The organism is Marinicella litoralis, assembly GCF_002591915.1.
Classification (GTDB): domain Bacteria; phylum Pseudomonadota; class Gammaproteobacteria; order Xanthomonadales; family Marinicellaceae; genus Marinicella; species Marinicella litoralis.
Map to the genome: position 1 here is coordinate 195,196 of NZ_NIHB01000002.1, position 20,759 is coordinate 215,954.

Sequence of the window (20,759 nt, forward strand, 5' to 3'; positions counted from 1 at the left end):
TTCGAGTTAAGCACCTATTACGGATACAAAAAAACCCAAGTAACTACCGCTACTTGGGTTCGTTTTTTAAACTATATGGTCAGCTTATGATTTTATGCTTTGTTTTCTGTAAAGCAAAAACAACATCATGCCCATCATAATCAACAAACCATAAAAACTCAAACTTGGCACAGGGATTGAGAAGCCAACATAAAAGACCGTTGGACCATTGCCCGTTGGCGGGTTACTCAAGGCACTGCCTTCATTCAAGTTATCACCATCGTTGTCATAAAACACTTCGGCTTGATTAGGAATGTCACCACCCACACCATCATTGATCATGGCATCTATTGTGACCGTAACAGTACCACCAGCGCTGACGGCGCCATTCCATGAGACTGTATTACCCACATTCGAAACAATACCTGAGGACGCCATTGCCGATACATAGGTCAGTTGACCTGGTAACACATCAGTCATTTCATCACCAGGGTTATCCAGTTGATCATTCGGACCAGCGTTACTGATTTCCAAAGTATAAGTGACAATCTCTCCAGGACTGAAATTACCCACCACTGACTTAACCACAGACAACACGGCATGGGTGGAGTCATCGTTGTTGATCGTGCCCGTACCTGTAGAGTTGGCGCCCAATACAGCACCGGACTCATTTGACAAGTTCACACTGAATGTTTCATTGCCTTCAATAAAGGTGTCGCCATTGACATTGACCGTAACCACTTGGGTGGTTGCACCACCTGCGGTGAAGTTAACCGTTTGGTTGTTGACCGCCACATAATCATTGTTAGCCGTGGTGGCACTGCCGTCACTGGTAGAGACATCAACACTGGCATTGACAGATTGATCCAGGCTGACCGTGAAATTGAACGAGGTTGTACCTGAGTCACCTTCAGCCAATGTCACATCATCTATAGAAAGGGTGGCCGCATCATCATTGTTGATGGTACCTACCCCAAGCCCGTCAGTAATGACACCACCTGTGGCATTGGACAAGTTCACATTAAAAGTTTCATTCGGCTCAACCGTGGTGTCGCCGTTTACATCAACAGTCACTGTTTGAGTGGTTGCGCCACCTGATGTGAAATTAACCATGAGTGCAGTGATTGCTGCATAATCGCTGTTTGTTGTGGTCGCTGATCCATCGCTGGTATCAACTTGTACCGATACATCTGCAGAAGCATCAATACTTACCGTGAAATCAAAAGCAGTGATTCCAGCATCGCCTTCAGCCAGCGTCACATCATCGATGCTGATATTAGGCACCACCAACACATCGTCATTCTGTATTGTTCCGGTGTCTGTATCATATATATTAATACCTCGATTGGGTGCATCGCTTAACTCAACTATAAAACCTTCATCCGATTCAACATCTGTGTCACCTGACACATTGATTGTTAAAGTCATGGACGATTCACCTGCAGCAAAATTAACCACACCTGAAGGGAACGTACCTCCAAAATCTGCTGCATCTGCTTGATTAGCACTAAACCCACTAACATTATAAAACATTGAACCCGCAAGACAGCTGTTTGAACGTGTTACAGTAAAATTAAATGCTGTATTACCAACATCACCTTCATCTAATGAAGGTGTTCCTGTTATCGTTACCGTACCAAATGGATCTTGAAGTACCATGATACTGCTTGTATTTTGACCACCGTTGGCAGCACTTTGGGTCAATGTACCACCAGACCAGCTTCCCGCAACATCTGCAGAAAATACAGAGTCGGTATTGAAAATGCCTGTGTTATTGGCAGGGCCTGAAATGGTTACATTTGCATTGGCACCAAATGTACCTGGGGTAGAATCCCAGTTTACTGCAAACCCATCTGCACTGATGGTGGTGTTACCTTGGGTCCCATCCGTATCGACGTAGACCACATCCGTACCGGCAAAGTTTCCGGTGCTTCCATTACCAGTTAAAAACGAACCTGCCGTCTGTAAAGCGATTGACCAATCACCGTTTGCTGGGTCATAGGCTGTATCTTCAGTCGCCACACCAGCAGTTCCTCCGACAGAGATTATAGTCCCTGCACAGAAATTAGCTGCGATTGTTTCCATGGTGGTAAATTGATAACTTGCAAACTTGGAGGCTGTTGAACCGGTTGAATCACCGACAAAAAATCCATTCAATTCGGCAGCGGTTAAATCTTCCAACAAAACAATTTCCGCCCATTCATCACCGTTGGCTAAATCACCACCTCGGTAAAATTCATTAACGACAATTTTAGAGGAAATACCTCCGGCTTCAGATGCTGTTGGTATTGCAGTCAATGATGCAATGCCCAGTGCCAAAATTAAAGGTTTGATGTTATTTATATTCATGTGTGCCCTGTCCTTCTTGTTATAAATCAGCAGATTATTTTACCTATTGAGCCGAATAATTTATACCGTTAATTGAAACAATTGACGATTAAGCACTCCCTTGCTACCCAAAGGTTCATCAACAAGCCAATCTCTCGGCATCAATCTTTAATGGGTGAGAGCAGTTCTTGCCATTGGTGCTTGCCTAAGATTTCATTGATGTGACTGGTTTGACTCAATAGATTATCGGCCAACTCCTGTTTGTGTTTCTGCAGATTATGGATTTTTTCCTCAACCGTTCCATGGGTAATCAACTTATATACAAACACTTGTTTGTCCTGTCCTATACGATGGGCCCGATCGCTGGCCTGTAACTCAGCGGCAGGATTCCACCAAGGATCAAAATGAATCACTGTATCAGCCGCTGTCAAGTTGATTCCCGCGCCGCCGGCTTTCAGACTGATCAGAAAGACCGGTTTATCACCTTGCTGAAAGGCATCAATGCGCGCTGTTCTTTTGTGGCTCGGGGTCTTTCCTGTAAGCTTAAAATATTCAATATTCAGCTCATCTAAATTATCAGCAATGATTTTTAACATACTGGTAAAGCTTGAGAAAATTAAAACCCTTCGACCCTCTTCAATCAAATTAGGCAAAACCATGGTCAACCAATTTAACTTGGCAGAATCGGCCTTATCGACCACAGAATTCAATTTCAATAATGAAGGGTGACAACACACTTGACGCAAGCGCAACAAGGCATTACCAATTAAAATTTGATTGTTTTGTTGGTTTTTAACAGCCTTCAATATTTCATCATTCATGGTAATGCGAATGCTTTCATATACATCTGCTTGTGCATCAGTTAATTCAATCAATTTGACTATTTCAGTTTTATCAGGCAGCTCTTTGGCCACTGCTGATTTGGTTCTGCGCAAAATAAATGGGGCCAACCGACTTTGCAAGGCCATCAACTGTTCTCTGTTTTGCTCCTTTTCAACAGGCCACTGATAGAGTTTTTGGAATATTTTTTCGGATGACAAAAAACCAGGCATCAGAAAATCAAACAACGACCAAATTTCACCCAAATGATTTTCCATCGGCGTCCCACTGAGGCAAAGCCTGTGCTTGGCGGATATCAATTTAACGGTTTTGGCTACTTGGGTTTTTCTGTTTTTAATGGCTTGGGCTTCATCCAAAACCACAGTGTGCCAAACCGTCTGACTTATTTCAGCATAATCCCTGCTCATCACCCCGTAACTGGTAATCACTACATCATATTCATCCAACACCTCATAATGTTGCTTGCGGTGTTGTCCAGTTAAAATAACTGCGTTCAATTGAGGTGTGAATTTATTCATTTCAGCCAACCAATTGCCCAACAAACTGGTTGGAGCAACCACCATCACAGGGGCGTCCAATAAGTTTTGATTTTTCAGTGCCAAAAAATGAGCCAAAACTTGTAGGGTCTTACCCAAGCCCATGTCATCGGCCAAAATACCATGAAAATCATTGTCATGTAAAAACCGCAACCAAGCCAGTCCAGTGAGCTGGTATGGCCTCAATGTTGCTCTTAGCCCTTGAGGTGCTTCGATTTCAGGCAAAGCCTTGATTGTATTCAACTGTTGGGTTTTCAGCTTTAAAGCATCACTGCCTAGCCATTGAATGTCTTTTAAAATATGGGTTGCAGTTTCAGCTGAATCCTTTTGAATTTCAGCCAATCGAATCAATTGATGTTGATTCAGTGATAACTTATCTTCTTGATTCAATTGCTTTTCATCATACAATTCGTTCAAGGTAGATAAAATTTGGAGTATTTTTGACTTCGGCATATCAATCAATTGACCCGTGTCTAACTTGATCAACAAATCCTCTTTCACTGAATCAAACTGACCCGTTTTGATGGCTTTGACCAAGTAAGGCAATATATTGATTGATTGGTCACCCAACTTAACGCCAACTTCAACATCAAACCAGCCCAGACGGTTGTTATTTGAAGCTTTATTGGTTTGCTGATCCACTTGAATGTATAAGCGATCAACCCTTTCATTGTTCAAGCGATAACTGTCATCAATTTCAATCAACCAATTTCTTTTTTTCAAGGCCAACAACATGGGAGCCACTGCAGTAAAAGGAGCTGGAATGTAACGGTCATTGATGTCAAATCCTTGACTGATGGGTTGTTCATATTTGGCATGAATCGATGCCAACTTTTCAACTTGATAACAGAAGCCAGCCACCTGTTCCAAAGAAGCTGAATCCAATACCACTTTGCCTTTGGACACATCCGCCAGTTTAAAAACCACGTTTTCTGTCACAAAAGTCATTGCTGCCCAGTCAATGCGCTCACCAAACTCTGGCTGCCAATTCAACTCTTGCCAAGTCGTGGTTAATGACAATTTGGGCCTTATCGATTGATTGGCCGTCACAGGCGTCACTGTCTGATTAACCTCACTTTTAATTTGCTGAATGAATTTGTTTTCTGCGGGCACAAAAAATAAAGTTTTTGTGACCTGCGAATAATACCGCTTGGGTTTAACTGAAACGGTATCTAATAACAATGGTGGACGGTAACAAGCCCGCCAAAAACAACGATTGGTTTTGAGCATGGACAACAACAAGGCTTCATGCTCAGCAGTAATCGCAAAACGATGGGTTTTCAGTAAAGCAAATTGGTTCATTTGATGAAACACATGTTGATCCAATAAGCTGACGAATTTGGGCAAACTTTTTTTGAATATAAGGCTGCTGTCAATTTTGCTTTTGACCGAGTATTGATCTTCTTGTGACAAGTAGCCCTTAAACAGATCCACTGTAAACTGACCGTCCTCATTCTCATTAAAAACATAAATCACACGGTGCCTTGCCATCGCTGGAAAAGGATCATGGGTTTGTTGGTTCAGCCAATGCGCAAATGTTTGAGTGATGTTCTTCAGTGCCCTGACTTGTTGGGTGAAAGGCGGTAACAGATCCAACCTTGATTTGTTGTACATGGCCAAAGCAATCAAATGATCGCAGACCCCCTGTACTGGACATTGACAGGTTCCTATTTGATCGGCTTGGATTGGCCAAGCCATCACCATTGGGAGAGCTTCTCCCGTCGTGGTTAAAAAAGTCGCATAACTGATTTGTGACTCTTCATTGAAACGCCAGTGAGAAATCGAATCATCCTCCAATAACTTAAACGCTTTGAATACATCTTTTTCATCAAATATTTTCTCAAGTTGACCCAATGGGCCTTTGAAACTGATGGGCGTTTTAAGCATGGAATTAAACACTCTAAAATAAGCAACAACCGTCCATTATAGATCACTGCTGATTGCCACGTGTGAAAATATGCTCGCTTTTAATTGGCCTATTCTTGTGACTGATTCTTTCACGGATTTATTTATTTAAGAACCAATAGATACATTGATATTTATTTTGCTTTTTCAGTTGTTTGCACAAGTCAATTAACAGTGATATTATGAATTGTAATCTTCTTGCTAAAAATTTTATAAAATAATGGCTACGATAGAATCTCTTTCATTTAAATGGTGCCATTATTGCTGGAGTGTCTATGTCTGAAGTATTCAGCAAAGTACTTTGGAGGTTGTATGTTTTTATTATCATCGTCTCTGCAAGTTTGCTGGCCTTAGGTACTAAATTTTTATGGGATTCAATTGTAAAGGAAGTCAAAACAGAGTTAATTTATTCCAATAAAATAGTATCAAGATCTCTGTTCACAATGTTAAACAAAGACGAAGCCTTGTTCCGCTTAACGGGTGAACGTTTATTAGAATTAGGACTTTTTTCCAATAATCCAGAGTCAATCACTTTACTAGACAATCTATTGGACCACAACCAAGCGTTGGTCGGTATGACCGTGGCCAACCCTCAAGGTGATATAATCCTTTCATCGTCAAACATCGATAAAGAAGAATTTTCCAATTTATTAGAACAAGAAGAAACTCAACTATCCTTTATTCAAGCAATGAATTCAGACGCCTTGGTAATGGGGCGCACGTATTTTTCAACAGAATACAATGATTGGATTGTCCCCATCAATTACCGTATATTGAATAAAAACAAAGAAGTGGTTGCTGTGCTTTCCAATGGCATCAAAGTAAAAGGCAATCATTCACCTTGGCAAAACAACAATGAAGATAGTGCGCTGCGTGTTTCAGTCATGGATTCAAATTATTATTTTCAATTTGCTTCATTTGTTGAGGCCGATGGTCTAGAAGCACTCTACAGCCAACCAGTTAAAGACATCTATTTAACTATGTTTTCTGATTCTTTGTTCCAACAGACAGGCTACACCTTAAAGGAATTTATGACCAAAAACCATGGCACGGTTGTTATGGAATATTTAAACCACACCGGAGAATTATTGATAGGCGCATTCAGCTATGATTTGAAATACGGCCATTTTATTTTTACCACCCATAAAAAATCAGCATTAACTTACAAACTGATGATCCCCTTTGTTTGGCTATCATCATTGATACTTGCATTCAACATAGTCTTGTTTTACTTATTCAGGAATTTCAGTCGATTACAAAGAAATTCCAAAGCTGATTTAGAATTCCAGTCTCAACAAGATCAATTAACCAGCTTGCCCAACTTGCGGTATTTATCTAGGCATTTTGCACAATGGAAAAAACAAAATGGTGAGCAGTATTCAGTCATATTCATTGATTTAGATAATTTCAAAAACAGTAACGACATTCATGGCCACCCCGTAGGTGATCAAATTTTAATTGAAGTGGCCCGTAGGTTGAAATTATTTTTCAAAATGGGCTTATGCGTGCGCCAAGGCGGGGATGAATTTATCGTAATCACACCTTATTCTAATAAAGACAGCACCATTGAACTATGTAATGATTTCCTTTTGACATTAAAACAACCCATCAAAGTGGAAGAGTTGGAGTTTTCAATCAGGGCCAGTATAGGGATAGCACATTCACCTGTTGATGGAGAAGCCGACGAAACCTTGTTAAGAAAAGCCGACATAGCGATGTATGAAGCGAAACGTTTGAAGTGTGGTGTCTATGTTTTTAATCAACAATTAGATAAAAAAAATGCACGGAGTGCAATGATAGGCAAAGAGTTAAATCATGCATTAGAAAAAGGCGAGTTCAGCCTTGTTTATCAACCGCAAATAGATGTAGTGAGTAAAAACGTTATTGGCGTTGAGGTTTTGTTGCGATGGCACAATGAAATTTTGCATCAAGTCTCACCTTATGAGTTTATACCCATTGCAGAATCCACTGGTGCAATTTTAGACATTGGCAATTTTGTCTTTGAAAAAGCCTTCGAAGAATTTGAAGACATTTGCAATGAAATTGTAAAAAATAACAAAAAATACACACAAGCCAATCCATTTCGACTGTCAATCAATGTGTCAATATTACAATTATCAAACGAAAATTTCTTGAGCAATTTGTTCGATCTCATCAATAAATACGATTGTGAAAACGCCAAACTGATGCTGGAAATCACCGAAACACTGATCATAGAAAACCCAAGAAAAATTGGCACCATTTTAGAAAAAATCAGGCAATCTGGTATAGAAGTGTCACTTGATGATTTTGGTACGGGTTATTCATCACTTTCCTATTTAACCAAATTACCCATCAATGAACTAAAAATCGATCAAAGTTTCATCCATGGTCTAACCACCAAAAAGACCAACTTGACCTTGGTCAAAAGCATCATCAATTTGGGTAACAGTCTGGGGATTAAAGTTTTGGCAGAAGGTGTAGAAACTAATGAGGAACTCATGATATTGAAAAATCTAAAATGCCAATTCATTCAAGGATATTATTTCTCGAAACCATTGAATAAAACTAATTTAATGAATTTTTTAAAAGAACATTGAATATACAATTCAAGCAAACACCATACAACGAATAAAGCCAATATGGTTCATACCAAAATCTTTTCTCTGCTGAGCAAAATTCTTTAATTACAGCCAACATTCAAACAAACGTTTGAAATTATTTTGATTTTATGATAAAAAAATAACACAGCCCAACTAATTAGGGCTGATTAATTATAAATAATAAAAAAGAGGAGAGAATATGAAACATCGCATCATGCTATTGATGTCTTTGGCTGTGCTGTCATTCAGCACCTTGGCCAATACAGGCGTCGCCTTCGTCCACGGTACCGGACACCAAACCAACGCAGCCAGTGATTATTGGCAATGGAACAACATCAATTCCATCCGCCAAGGGCTTGCCAACCAAAATAACTATGTAGTCATCAACTGTGATTTTGAACAATACATGTGGGACTCAAGGGCATCGGGTTGCTTGGCTGGCCAGCTAAGCAGTTTCATCAGCAGCAAGAACATCACCGACCTGGTGGTGATCACTCACTCAAATGGTGGAAATGTCATCCGTTGGATCATGTCCAATCCCACTTATGACAGTCGTTACCCAAACATCATCAGTAAAATCCGCTGGGTCAATGCATTGGCACCCTCATCAAAGGGAACCCCATTGGCCAATGCCGTGATGCAAGGCAATGTATTTGAATCAGCATTGGGTTGGTTGCTGGGCTATAAAAGCAATGCCGTCAGAATGCAACAAACTTCATGGATGGATTATTACAACAACAACTACCTACTCGGCACTGCTGGGCGCCCCAGTTTACCCAAGACCTTTTACAATGTAGTGGGAACTGATGTAGAGACATCCATTTTTGATGGTGACTCTTATTGTGGTGGTTACAGTTTAAATCTAGGATTAGAAATCACCCAAGCTTGGTTGAATTCCTGTTCTGATGGTTTCTTAGAATGCAGCTCTCAAGAAGGTGCCGGCACCACTTGGTTTCGCGACACCGCTCGCACATCAGGTCGAGAGCCATTAAGTCATAACCAGAGTCGCAGAAAATGCTTCAATCTGGATGTTATTTTAAGAAATGATCTTTGAGCCCAGGAGAGTCAAAATGAAAAACCACAACATACATAAAACAATCATCTTAGCCAGCCTGTTGGCGGCAAGTCAAACCAGCTTGGCTGAATCAAGCATCACCTGGGTTAAAGCGCCACAAATGAAAACTTTGCCCAGTTTACAACAAACCAAAGCAGCAACAGCCACCCAGTGGCAACAACAACCTGTTCAGTACAACATCGATGCCATAGACAAAGTCATCACAGCCGCAGAAAACCAAGGCTATGTGGCTGAATCCAAATCATTTTATATGGATGTGAATGGGGCTGATTTGACCAAAGGCATAGACATCCCAGTGGCATCGCATTCAGCGGTCATCAGAATCAGTTCAATGGGAGAAAATATTCAGATCGACGGCAGTCAAATTGAGTTAAGCCAAGGACCAACACAAATTTCTAAACAGGTAATGGCCACCGGTGAAGAACTTAACAGCATTGGTATGGCCGTGCCAGAACACACCGTTGCAATGAAAATTAATCACCAGCCTGGTGCTTTAAGGTTGAAACTGAATGGCTTAAAAACAGCTAATAATGATCGATTTGTGATTCATGTTTTAGAGCCCGAAAGCCCTTACCGCTTGGCCATGACTACCAGCAAACAGTTGTATCAAGCAGGTGATACTTTAACGGTAAAAGCTGAATTATTGGCTGCAGACAGCAAGCTACCCATAGCCATGCAAGGCTATATCAGTCGTCCAAATGGTGAAAAGTATGCAGACCTTAAATTCACCACTGATGGTGATGGCCAAATGGTCGCCAACTTAGCTCAGTTGCCATTGGCATCATTGAATGATGGCCTTTGGGAAGTTCACACCATAGCCAAAAGTGAAAATGCTGACCAAACCATCCTCAGAGATGTTTCTTCTGCTTTCGCTGTGACTGTGCCAACAGCCCAATTCAATGGTCAGTTAAAGATGACCCATGCTGAAATCAAATTAGGCATCGATAATCACATGAGTTCCAGGTATGAAGCCAGTGGCCTGTTGATGGGGCATGACAAAACCGGTAACGCACAACCCATTGCCATGTTGATGACGGCTGATTGGTTGTCACAAGGTGAAGCCACTTTAAGTTTTAAACTGCCTAAACTACTGATCAATAAATCTGGATTATCAGCGCCATTTTTGGTGACTCAATTGAATTTAAAAAATCAAAGTTTAATGGCACCGGTACAACAAATTGATTCAGGCTTTCAATTCAATATGAAGTAAAAACGCAGTATAAGTACCGCAACTGGCTGAGCTTAACTTCAAGTTGGCTGAGCTTGTCGAAGCCTCTTTCTAGCCTGAATGATCAGTGCTTTGCATAAAACACTTCGACAGGCTCAGTGAGCTGCATAGAATCAAAAGCTGGCTGAGCTTGTCGAAGCCTCTTTCAAGCCTGAATGATCAGTGCTTTGCATAAAACACTTCGACAGGCTCAGTGAGCTGCATAGAATCAAAAGCTGGCTGAGCTTAACTTCAAGTTGGCTGAGCTTGTCGAAGCCGCTTTCAAGCCTGAATGATCAGTGCTTTGCATAAAACACTTCGACAGGCTCAGTGAGCTGCATAGAATCAAAAGCTGGCTGAGCTTGTCGAAGCCGCTTTTAAGCCTGAATGATCAGCGCTTTGCATAAAACACCTCGACCGGCTCAGTGTCCTGAATGTCCAGTCGACATCAACTCAACCCATGAAATACCCAGCCTTGATTAATACCTGGTTTTTATAGTACGCTTGCTGCGTTTATTTTTAACTTTAATGTGAAAAACCATGAGCCCAATTCAACTGTGGAAATTTATTGCAACCATTTACGTACTGATTTTTCTCACCGCTTGTCAAACGGTTCCCATCGAACGTAAACCACAGCCAGCATCGGCTTTTGATTTGGACACATTGTATGCCGAACAAAGCCTTATCGGCACCACCCCACAACAGCCATCCTGGTCAACTGATGGCCAGCAAGTGGCGTTTCTTTGGAATGATGCCGGGTATACATTTCGGGATGTCTGGAGTTACTCGGTCACCACTGGTGAAAAGCATCGACTGACCCATCTTGCCGAACATAAAAACAAACAAGGCTGGCACCCAGGAATCAGCGAAGTGGTCTGGCTTGATGCGGCTAAAATCGCTTATGTATTGGATGGCAAACTTTATTTTCAACAGGCTGACAACGAACCACAACAAATGGAAAGCGATAAAAGCCGCCTCAGAAATTTAACCGTTTCGCCCAATGGACAATACCTGGCTTTTACTGCCGAGGGTTCACTTTGGCTGAGATCAACTGACATGAATGCTACAAACGAATCTCAATTACTGATTGATCGAGGCCAACCCAAGGCCTACATAGAAAGTTATGCATGGTCTAAGGACAGTCAACAACTGGTGTTTAAACTCACCAACAACAGTCCACTGCCGGAACGAGATATTTTTTATTATGCAGACGCTGCCTTACAAAAGTACCAAGTACAACGGGCTTTTCCTGGAGAAAAAACCGCCGAATTCAAGATTGGAATCGTCAACATAAATGGTCAGGACAGTCGCTATTTTGATCGACCCAATACAACTGATTATATTTGGGATTATGCACTGTCAACCGATGGCCAATCACTGATGATCAATTCATCGGACTTACTGGTCAAAGACCACAGTGTTTTTGTCTATGATGTGCACACTGCTGAACACACACTTTATTACCATGAACATGATCCCAAGCATTTAAGACCCGATTGGCAAGTGGCATGGGCTCCCAATGATGATGGGTTAATCATCATGACCGACCGAGATGGCTATTTACACCTTTACCACCAAAGATCTGCTGATTCAAAAGCTGAGGCACTGACTCATGGCAATTGGGAAATTGCATCATTTGAAGTCGATCACAACAATGAAAAAATCTATTTCATCGGTAATAAATCACACCTGGCTGAAAGACAGATTTACAGCGTATCAATGACTGGCAATGACATCAAAAGAATCAGTGCTGCTGAACCCGGCAGCCATCAAATGTCTTTTTCAACAGACAAACAATATATCACCACCCTGTTTTCCAGTGACAACAAACCATTGGAATTGTATGTGATCAATCTTAACAGTATGCAGACAACTCAAATCACCGACTCGCCGCAACCATTATTTCATCAACTGCCATGGGCCAATATCAGTTACATTGAATTCAACAGTCACTTAGATGATACCAAACTGCTGGGACGTTTGAGCTTGCCGGCTAATTACACACCAAATCAACGGTATCCATTGATTGTTGGATCGGTTTATTCTGACAGCGTGCAAAACCAATACGGTGGCAGGACTTCTCACCCCACCTGGGGTTTTGACCAATATTTAACTGCGCAAGGTTATATTGTACTCAATGTGAATGTTCGTGGTAGTTGGGGCCAAGGCAGAAAACACAATCAAGGCCTGCGATACAGTTATGGAGTGATTGACATCGAAGATTTACACAGTGGTGTCAAACACTTGGTTCAAACAGGCTATGTAGATCCTGAACGTGTGGGCATCTGGGGCTCGAGCTATGGCGGCCTGATGACCATGATGTCTTTATTCAAAAAACCAGGTGTATACGCTGCTGGCATCGCTGGCGCACCAGCCACCAATGTAGCCCATGCTTACCCAGGACAAATGTGGGTAATGGGTGAGCCCAGTGGCGACGACCAGCCCGAACGCTACCAACAACAATCCGCGTTGTACCACACCAGTGGTCTTGAAGACCCCTTGATGATTATTCACGGCACCAAAGATCCCGTAGTACTTTATTCAGACACCATCGCTGTGGTAGAAAAACTTATCGCCGAACAAAAAATGTTTGAGTTAGTGACCCTTCCTGGCACCAGCCATGGTTGGGACAATGAAGGCAATGACGTCAGGTTGTTCTCATTCAAAAAGATGGTAGAATTTTTTAATCGACACCTGCAATCACCTTTCTGAAACTGTAAAAAACTCACACAAGCTCCCTCTCACCCTATTGCTGATGAGAGGGGGTGTGTTTTCAATATCAACCTACTGGTAATCACTGATGTCTTGGGTTCTGTTTGCGGCGTTGATGGATTTTATTCTTGCCAAGATGGTATCCAATTGACTTCGATTATATAAACGGCCATTCATGATGACAGCATTTATGGTGGTGGTGTTCTTGATGTCATCCAAGGGATTTTTCTCGAGTAAAACCAAATTGGCCACAAAGCCGGGTTTGATGGCGCCAACCTGACCATTGGCTGGATTTTTATTGACTTTATCAAGCCATTGTCCGGGAATTCTGGTGGCAGTTTGAAGTGCTTGGGCTGTACTCATACCAAGGCTAACCATGGATTGTAGCTCATCGTGAATCGAGAAGCCTGGTACGCCACCGGAAACCACTGAATCGGTACCCGCAGTGAATTCGACTTCATGCTCGACCAAAATTTGGGTCATCAGGTGGATGGCATCAACATAGGTGTTCCAATACAACCACAATTGATTCCTGTTTTCTTCTGACTCAAACCAGTATGGATGACTGGCATAACTGTGATGACCTGGTAACCAGCCACTTACCAAAGGTGAGCCTTCCACCATAGCCGGATCGACGTATTCCAATTCAACAGTTTTAAGGAACACTTCCAATTCAAACTTTTGTTCAAGCAAGCTTTCAATCAACCAGATAACAGACGTCACATGCACGCCTTTGGCTTTGATGGTTTTAGCCACCTCATGGCCTCGTTTTTCAACATATTCAAGGTATTCAGCGATGGTTTGATCATTGATTTCATTGATATACAATGCAAACTCCCGCTCAAAAACCTTGGTGATTTCCTCTACATGTGCAATTTCTTGCTGTCCCAGATCCAGCACTTCTTCAATACTGACCCCTTCAGGAATATGCCCAGTAACCAATAAATCAGCTTCATGAGCGGCTTTGACTAAACTGCGATAATGCGCAGGTTCTAGTCCATTGCTGATTTTCAGAGCATCAAATCCACGCTGTTTCAGGTCATTAACTATGGCCTCACCTTGTGACGCGTCACTCATGGTAATGCGACTATAAGTCCAGTTCATAAACCAGGTTTTCCACCATGGCGTGGTGTAGACTTTTTCAGAGGCAACGAACACATCCGGCCACAATGCTTGGTCAGAACGATCATCGCGAACTTTCAACTGGTAATCTGTGGCTCCCATATCCCTGACATGGGTCACCCCATTAACCAGGTATAACAACAAATTATTGACATTTTCAGACAAGTGGACGTGACCATCCATCAATCCTGGAATCAGGAATTTTCCTTGACCGTCAACAACGGTCAAATTTGTTGATTGAGTAAGATGTTGGCCCAATTGTTTGATTTTTCCTGCACTGACAAGGATGTCTTGTGCTGGTAACATGGCATCACCTTGCGGGTTCAATATATGTACATTTTTAAGGATAAATTCACCACTGATGGGTTGAATGTCAGCCGTTTCAACGACTTCGGTCAACTGGCCTTTGACTCGGCGCATTTGGTATTCTACCCACAGCACAGCAATCACAGCAATCAGGGTCATCAGGATCAGGCTGCGAAACGACCATTTACGAAGTTTTGAGTTTTTAAATTGACTTGAATTATAGGAACTGTCTTTGTTTGTCATACGTTGTACTTAGATAAAAAAACGTTATCTTATGGGTTTCAAATCCCATTATCCTCTCAAATCATGAAATGAGAATACTTAGTTTGAATTAATTCTTTGGTGCTATACACTTGATATCAATTCAAACATGTTGATGATTGGGTATGGGGATAGATTGGTTGATATCAGGAATCTCGGGGATGGTCGGCTTTGTGGTCTTTTTAACTTTTGGCGTAATGACAAGCAAACAATGGCATAAAAACAGTCAATCTGGCCAAGATGTTTCCTGGCTGGTATTTGGCTTTTTCGGAACCTTGGCTTTTGCGATTGTCTTGGTTCTTGGCATTGTTTTATATCCGGAGCCTTCCAATCAGCTTGGCATCGGCCAGTACATCACAGGCATACTATTCAGTTCTGCAATTATTGGCGGATCACCTGGTATCGGTTTACTAACAAGTGCCATGGCAGTGAAATTAAAACAAAAATCCAACTGAATGCAAGACCGCATATTCGTTACAAACAACCGAAAATGACAAGGCCAGTGGCTCAATGGTCACATGACAAATGATTTAACCAAATCACTGACCAAAGACTTTCTTCAGTAATTCAGTGGTTTGTTTGGCAGGATCTTGGCGAATGGCAGCCTCTTGTTTTGCCAAATAATAAAACACACCATCGATGCCTTTTTCCACCACATATTCGGTCAGATTGGGGTTGACCGAGGACACAAAAGGGATGTCTTGGTATTTATCCATCACTTTATTCAATGATTGTAGCGCCCCTACTTCTGCCAAACTGCTTTCTACGATGGGATTCATGTTCTCAGTTAACCTTGCGGTCATTTTTTGTTTGAAATATTGCGTGGCAGAATCATCAGCACCTTGGTATATGGTTTTCACATCTTCAAAGGTCATGTCTGTGATGGATTTGATAAATAAATCCTTGGCAATAGGTACCGCAGTTTCAGCGGCTTGGTTCATCTTTAATTTCAAATCATCTATTTGCTCAGTCATGCCAATTTTCTTCAATACTTTGGCAACTTTTTTGAGGTTCTTTGGCAATGGAATTCGAATGGCTTCATCGGCACTGAAGCCACCTTCTGTACCCAACTGACTGATGACTTTTTCAGCACCTATGGTCAAGGCTTGTTTAAACGCTCCACTCAAATCAGTCACACTCAACTCATTGGTTTCAAAACCTTCTTTACTGAATACTTTCTGCCACCATTTTTCACCCGCCTCAGCTGTATTGCCAAACAAACACAGCATGAGCATGGATAAAATGCCTGCATTTTTGATCGATTTCATAATGAACACCATTTAATAGTTAAAAGTTTTTAACGACTGTTGCTTGAATCGTTCAAGCAAAAACGCTGCTTGCTGTCATGCCACATCGCTACATCACACCATACATAATACCATGTCAAAGACAATCGCTTGTTAATGATGTACTTGGAAGCATTTTGACACGACAATTTTAAGCCCCTTGCTTCCGGTAAACGATTTACGCTTCGATCGACAGCCAGTCGGGCTATTTGATTACCTTTTATTGACTTCAGCACAATTAAAATTGATGAACAAATATTCGGGAGGGTTTCGGCTCAGCGTAATTGGGCTGTTTGATTGGACCAGTTGAGAGGCTTTGACTTTGTCAATCAACTCAGTGTCCTTTCGCTCATCAAGGTCTTTTTCAAGAAAGACAATGCGCTCACCGATGATGTCATGCGATTGCCAAGACTGATAACAAGCTGGGATGTCATCGAAAGTGCCATGTTGTTCAAAGACCACGGTGGTCTCTGGTTCATTGGGAATGCAATTAAAATCTGCAATCATGTGGTTCTCCTAGGTTATATTTAAAATGAATAGTTGGATGTTTTAAATCTTAGGAGGCAGGATTCGCAATACATGAGAATGGACTGACTTATTCAGTTGTTCGAATTGATGCATTTAAGGAAAGTTTTGAAATGATATAAACCCTTAAAACACCCCAGTTCATACTGTTTTCCTAATGCACAGCCCAAAGATGACAACAATGATATTTAATCGGCTTCAGCCATCAAACAAAATAAATGGCGCAGAACTGATCATTTTCTCGCATATACCTATATTGCACGTTTAAAAAGAGGTATTCATCATGTGTAAATTTGCATTCATATTTTTGCTGTCGTTACTAACGTCTGGACTTATTAGAGCAGAAGGTACCGGCGCACCAGGTAACTGGATCAATGTTCCCATCTTCAATCAAGCGCCCTTAGAAGCCAAAATAGGCATATTTTCAGACGACATAAATCCAGACTTGGCAATTGTGGTGTTGTGGAATGATGGTAATAATAACCGCCTTGATGCCATTAAAGTTCCACCACCCTATGACGGAACTGGCATAACCACCACCTTTCTCGAAAACACCAACAACCTCTTTGCTTTGGGAGACATTTGTACCGATGGAATCAACGTTGTGGTTCCATACATCAAAAACTTCAATGTCGAAATAGCAAGATTCAATGGCTTGAGTTGGTCCAAATCCACCCTGCCTGGCACCAAGACCAACAACTTCGACAACGCCGACTGCGCCACCACTACTGATGGAATCTTCATTTCCACCCATGACTTATCTGATGGGGAAACAGAATTTTTTAAATCCAACAACTCTGGAAACTCGTATACCTTTTACGGTAGGTACATGTCAAGCGGGCCTTTTGATGGTGCAATCAGAGAACCTTTGGCCACCAGTTTTGGTGATCGTTACGCGATGACTGTTTACCAAAACAGCAGTGGTATGGTCAGAACAGCAAAATTCAATACCGCTGACAACCCACCGGTCTTCAATCATACAAACATTGAACAATTACCTGCTCCCACTGGATTTACATTTGTAAAGGAAGGTGCTGGGGTATTTAATGGTGCGGGCATTACAGTCACCTACAATGCCAATGGCAGCGCCAAAGCCGTCGATATCCCTGCAACTGATCCGTCAGCATTCACCAGTAGAGATTTGGGCATAATCAATAACAATGGCAGTCAATTTAACTTTCAAGGCGGCACCGTCCTCAGTGTATTGGATGAAAATAACCAACCGATGCAAAACAATGTGCTTTGGGGTGACTATCACCTATACCGCCCTTTTAACCCATCAATTCCTCCAGAAGAGGACAACAATTTTCCCTTCGCAGGTGTCGGTGGGCCGGTAGATGGTTGCGTAGCCAGAAAAACTGAAGGGACTGTAGATTTGTTTCTGCAAGCTTTCTTCGTGGCCTCCAGAGTGGGTTCAGATGGTACCGATCTATTTAAACGTGAAATAGCAGCAGACCCAATTTTTGCCGACGGGTTTGAGTCTGGAGATGTATCAAGTTGGTCAATGACTTGTCCTTAATCAATCAATGTCTCGATTCACCACCACAGAATTAAATTTTAAAGGCGTTTAATCTTTGTCTTGCAAACGATTAGTTGGATTGGTTGCACATACACCTCTCAAGCATTAAATATTCAAAACCGAAAAAACTTATGAACAACTTTGATTGATTAATATTTATCAGAAAGACTATCAATTCAGGATACTGTTTTTTTTATTCAATGATTAGTCAACAACAAAGCCTTGTGTCATTATAATAATGGCTTTTAAAAAACAAGCACAAGACAAACCATGACAAAGAAAACAAACAAACCCCAATATACCTTGGCTCTTTTAACTCTGGCAGTTTGCAGCCTGATGTTGACCGCCTGTGAAAAACAAGCTGATTCTGCCATCTCTGAATTGAATTCATTCATAGCAGAACAAAAAGTAGACAAAACCAAAAACAACTGGAAAACCAGTTTAAGTAAGCCACCAAAAGTTAAATTCAGTAAAGACAAAACATACCAATGGCACTTGGAAACCACCGAAGGCAAAATGGTCATTGAGTTTTTACCTGATGAAGCGCCCATGCATGTATCCAGCACTATTTATTTGACGCTTTTGGGCTTCTATGATGACATCAAATTTCATCGAGTGATCAATGGTTTTATGGCTCAGGGCGGGGATCCATTGGGTATCGGATCTGGTAACCCCGGGTATAAATACGATGGTGAATATGATGGTTCATCAAAACACGACAAAGCAGGCACTTTGAGTATGGCCAATGCTGGCCAAGGTACCGATGGCAGTCAATTTTTCTTGACCTTCACAGCTACGCCCCATTTAAACGGTAAGCACACCGTCTTTGGCTACCTCAAAGATGGCATGGACGTATTAAGAAAAATAGAGAAACTGGGTTCAAGATCTGGCCGACCCAGCAAAGAAATCAAAATCATCAAAGCGACTGTAGCCGTTGAATAATCCCAACATACGTTAAGCCTGGTGACATTTATCATCGGGCTTAGCAAGCGAACCAGAGCACAACGATTTTTCCTTAGATTGCCAAGTTATCTAAGACCTAAAGCTTAAAGTAAACAATAAGTATTACATAGTAAAAACTTATACCCATAAAAACACTGCCATTTTTTAGCAGTGAACTGTTCCAAAAGACCCTTATTTCAACAACAACCATGCAAAATCCATCAAAGTGACTAAAACCATGGGTTTGTAGCGGGAAATCATGGCAGCTTCATTACCAATCAGTAACATAGTTAATAAGTGTGTGCCGGTATTGTTCTGCAGTGTGTGTAAAGCTTGTTTTTCCGGCGTCTCCTTGTTTGTGTATTGATACTTTCTATTTTAAAGCACTCGATACATAAGCACGGAATGGATTTGCCAACGAGGTATTGAATGAGCGAGCAACAATTTTCACCTGGCTACCTGGCCAATCAAGTGAATCGACTGAGAAAATGGTCTTTGAATTTGGCAGCGATTTATTTGGTTATTCTGGTTTTATTGGATTTTGTGCGTTTTCCCGCTGATGTCATCACCAGTGTATTTACATCAAGAATTCTGTTGATGATACTGCCGTTGTCGGCCATGATGGCGGCATTTTATTACCAACAGAAACTGAGTCTAAGTAAACCATTGGTTCATAAGATCACATTTATTGGTGTCTCTCTAATTGGCATTGGTCACTCAGAAATCCTGTTACTGGCTGAAAGCAGCGGAGTCATGTTCCCCAAAATTGGTATCACCATCATCCTTATTTATTCGGGAATGTTATTGGCCCTACCCATTAAACTGGCAACTTTCAGTTCACTGGTCATCATCGCTTTCACCTGTTACTCATACAGTTTGATTGGCATGGATTACAAAAGTATATTGTCCTATTTATCGTTCTATTTAATGTTCAGCAGTTGTTGTATTTTCAGTAGCATGGTGAGTATTAAAATCCTGAAAACCAACCTAAACTTAATCAAAGACAAAGACAAACTGGCCAGTACAGATGAACTGACTGGGCTCAAAAACCGTCGGCACTTTTATACCCACGCAGAAAATGTCTATAAACAATCGACTCTTGAAAATAAAAACTTGGCCTTGGTTATTATTGATTTAGACAATTTCAAAGCCGTTAATGATGCACTCGGTCACTATATGGGTGACAAAGTATTGGTTGAAGTGGCAGAAATCATCAACAACAATTGTCGTCGGGCATTTGACATGGCAGCACGGATCGGTGGCGATGAGTTTGTCATCATGATTTATGATTCTAAAACAGATTACCTGAAAACCATGTGCGAAAGTATTATTCTTAAAGTTGGACAGATAGCAAAAACCATCAAAAAAGAAGCGCCATCCATCAACTTGGGGGTATCGATTGGTGTGGCTGAAAACAAACAAGGCTGTTCATTTCCTATCAAAGTGCTATTGGACATCGCCGATAAGTCATTGTATGAAATCAAAGCCAATGGCAAGAACAATTACAATATCAGCAACACTCGCCATTTTGTCCAAACTGATAGCCCCATCAATATACTTGAAACAATTTAAAGCCAATCAGATAACCACAACGATGACCTAGCCACCGTTGCGGTAATCAAAAAACACTTTTA

General features: G+C 41.4%; 13 protein-coding genes. 8 read left to right on the top strand and 5 right to left on the bottom strand.

The features are described 5' to 3' along the window. Positions 1 to 84 precede the first annotated feature (84 nt). Complete coding sequence (locus tag CCS90_RS07415) at positions 85 to 2,328, bottom strand: beta strand repeat-containing protein (protein ID WP_099018919.1); 2,244 nt, start codon at positions 2,326 to 2,328, stop codon at positions 85 to 87. A gap of 140 nt (positions 2,329 to 2,468) precedes the next feature. Then, on the bottom strand, positions 2,469 to 5,570 hold the full coding sequence (locus CCS90_RS07420; RefSeq protein ID WP_099018920.1) for a DEAD/DEAH box helicase: 3,102 nt from the start codon (positions 5,568 to 5,570) through the stop codon (positions 2,469 to 2,471). Between the two features lie 461 nt (positions 5,571 to 6,031). Here CCS90_RS07420 and CCS90_RS07425 point away from each other — a divergent pair, with 461 nt between their 5' ends. The 4 genes from CCS90_RS07425 to CCS90_RS07440 all read left to right on the top strand — a co-directional run bounded on the left by CCS90_RS07425 (position 6,032) and on the right by CCS90_RS07440 (position 13,164). Continuing rightward, the gene (locus tag CCS90_RS07425; RefSeq protein ID WP_180236512.1) at positions 6,032 to 8,167 is read left to right on the top strand and encodes a bifunctional diguanylate cyclase/phosphodiesterase; all 2,136 of its coding nucleotides are present in this window, start codon (positions 6,032 to 6,034) and stop codon (positions 8,165 to 8,167) included. A 202-nt stretch (positions 8,168 to 8,369) separates the two neighbouring features. Then, entirely contained in the window at positions 8,370 to 9,224 is an 855-nt protein-coding gene (locus tag CCS90_RS07430) for a lipase family protein (RefSeq protein ID WP_099018922.1), read from the top strand. A gap of 16 nt (positions 9,225 to 9,240) precedes the next feature. After that, positions 9,241 to 10,455, top strand: coding sequence for a DUF4785 domain-containing protein (locus CCS90_RS07435; RefSeq protein ID WP_162846908.1), 1,215 nt, complete (start codon positions 9,241 to 9,243; stop codon positions 10,453 to 10,455). Between the two features lie 537 nt (positions 10,456 to 10,992). Beyond that, positions 10,993 to 13,164 carry a prolyl oligopeptidase family serine peptidase gene (locus CCS90_RS07440; RefSeq protein WP_099018924.1) on the top strand — a complete coding sequence of 724 codons (2,172 nt, stop codon included), beginning with the start codon at positions 10,993 to 10,995 and terminating at the stop codon, positions 13,162 to 13,164. A gap of 72 nt (positions 13,165 to 13,236) precedes the next feature. On the opposite strand, the gene CCS90_RS07445 is transcribed toward CCS90_RS07440, so the two are convergent. After that, complete coding sequence (locus CCS90_RS07445; RefSeq protein ID WP_099018925.1) at positions 13,237 to 14,835, bottom strand: amidohydrolase family protein; 1,599 nt, start codon at positions 14,833 to 14,835, stop codon at positions 13,237 to 13,239. 215 nt (positions 14,836 to 15,050) lie between these two features. On the opposite strand from CCS90_RS07445, the gene CCS90_RS07450 reads away from it, so the two are divergent. Further along, positions 15,051 to 15,308 carry a hypothetical protein gene (locus tag CCS90_RS07450; protein WP_133566546.1) on the top strand — a complete coding sequence of 86 codons (258 nt, stop codon included), beginning with the start codon at positions 15,051 to 15,053 and terminating at the stop codon, positions 15,306 to 15,308. Positions 15,309 to 15,392: 84 nt separating this feature from the next. Here the strand turns inward: CCS90_RS07450 and CCS90_RS07455 are convergent, their stop codons facing one another. Both CCS90_RS07455 and CCS90_RS07460 read right to left on the bottom strand, forming a co-directional pair. Continuing rightward, the gene (locus CCS90_RS07455; protein WP_099018927.1) at positions 15,393 to 16,121 is read right to left on the bottom strand and encodes a DUF4197 domain-containing protein; all 729 of its coding nucleotides are present in this window, start codon (positions 16,119 to 16,121) and stop codon (positions 15,393 to 15,395) included. 231 nt (positions 16,122 to 16,352) lie between these two features. After that, positions 16,353 to 16,646, bottom strand: a complete 294-nt coding sequence (locus tag CCS90_RS07460) for a hypothetical protein (RefSeq protein ID WP_099018928.1) — start codon at positions 16,644 to 16,646, stop codon at positions 16,353 to 16,355. 301 nt (positions 16,647 to 16,947) lie between these two features. Here CCS90_RS07460 and CCS90_RS07465 point away from each other — a divergent pair, with 301 nt between their 5' ends. From CCS90_RS07465 to CCS90_RS07475, 3 genes are all read left to right on the top strand, one after another. Continuing rightward, entirely contained in the window at positions 16,948 to 18,183 is a 1,236-nt protein-coding gene (locus CCS90_RS07465) for a hypothetical protein (protein WP_099018929.1), read from the top strand. A 270-nt stretch (positions 18,184 to 18,453) separates the two neighbouring features. Beyond that, positions 18,454 to 19,125 (top strand): peptidylprolyl isomerase, encoded by a 672-nt coding sequence (locus tag CCS90_RS07470; protein WP_099018930.1) that lies wholly within the window; start codon positions 18,454 to 18,456, stop codon positions 19,123 to 19,125. 429 nt (positions 19,126 to 19,554) lie between these two features. Continuing rightward, positions 19,555 to 20,697, top strand: a complete 1,143-nt coding sequence (locus CCS90_RS07475) for a GGDEF domain-containing protein (RefSeq protein WP_099018931.1) — start codon at positions 19,555 to 19,557, stop codon at positions 20,695 to 20,697. Positions 20,698 to 20,759 lie beyond the last annotated feature (62 nt).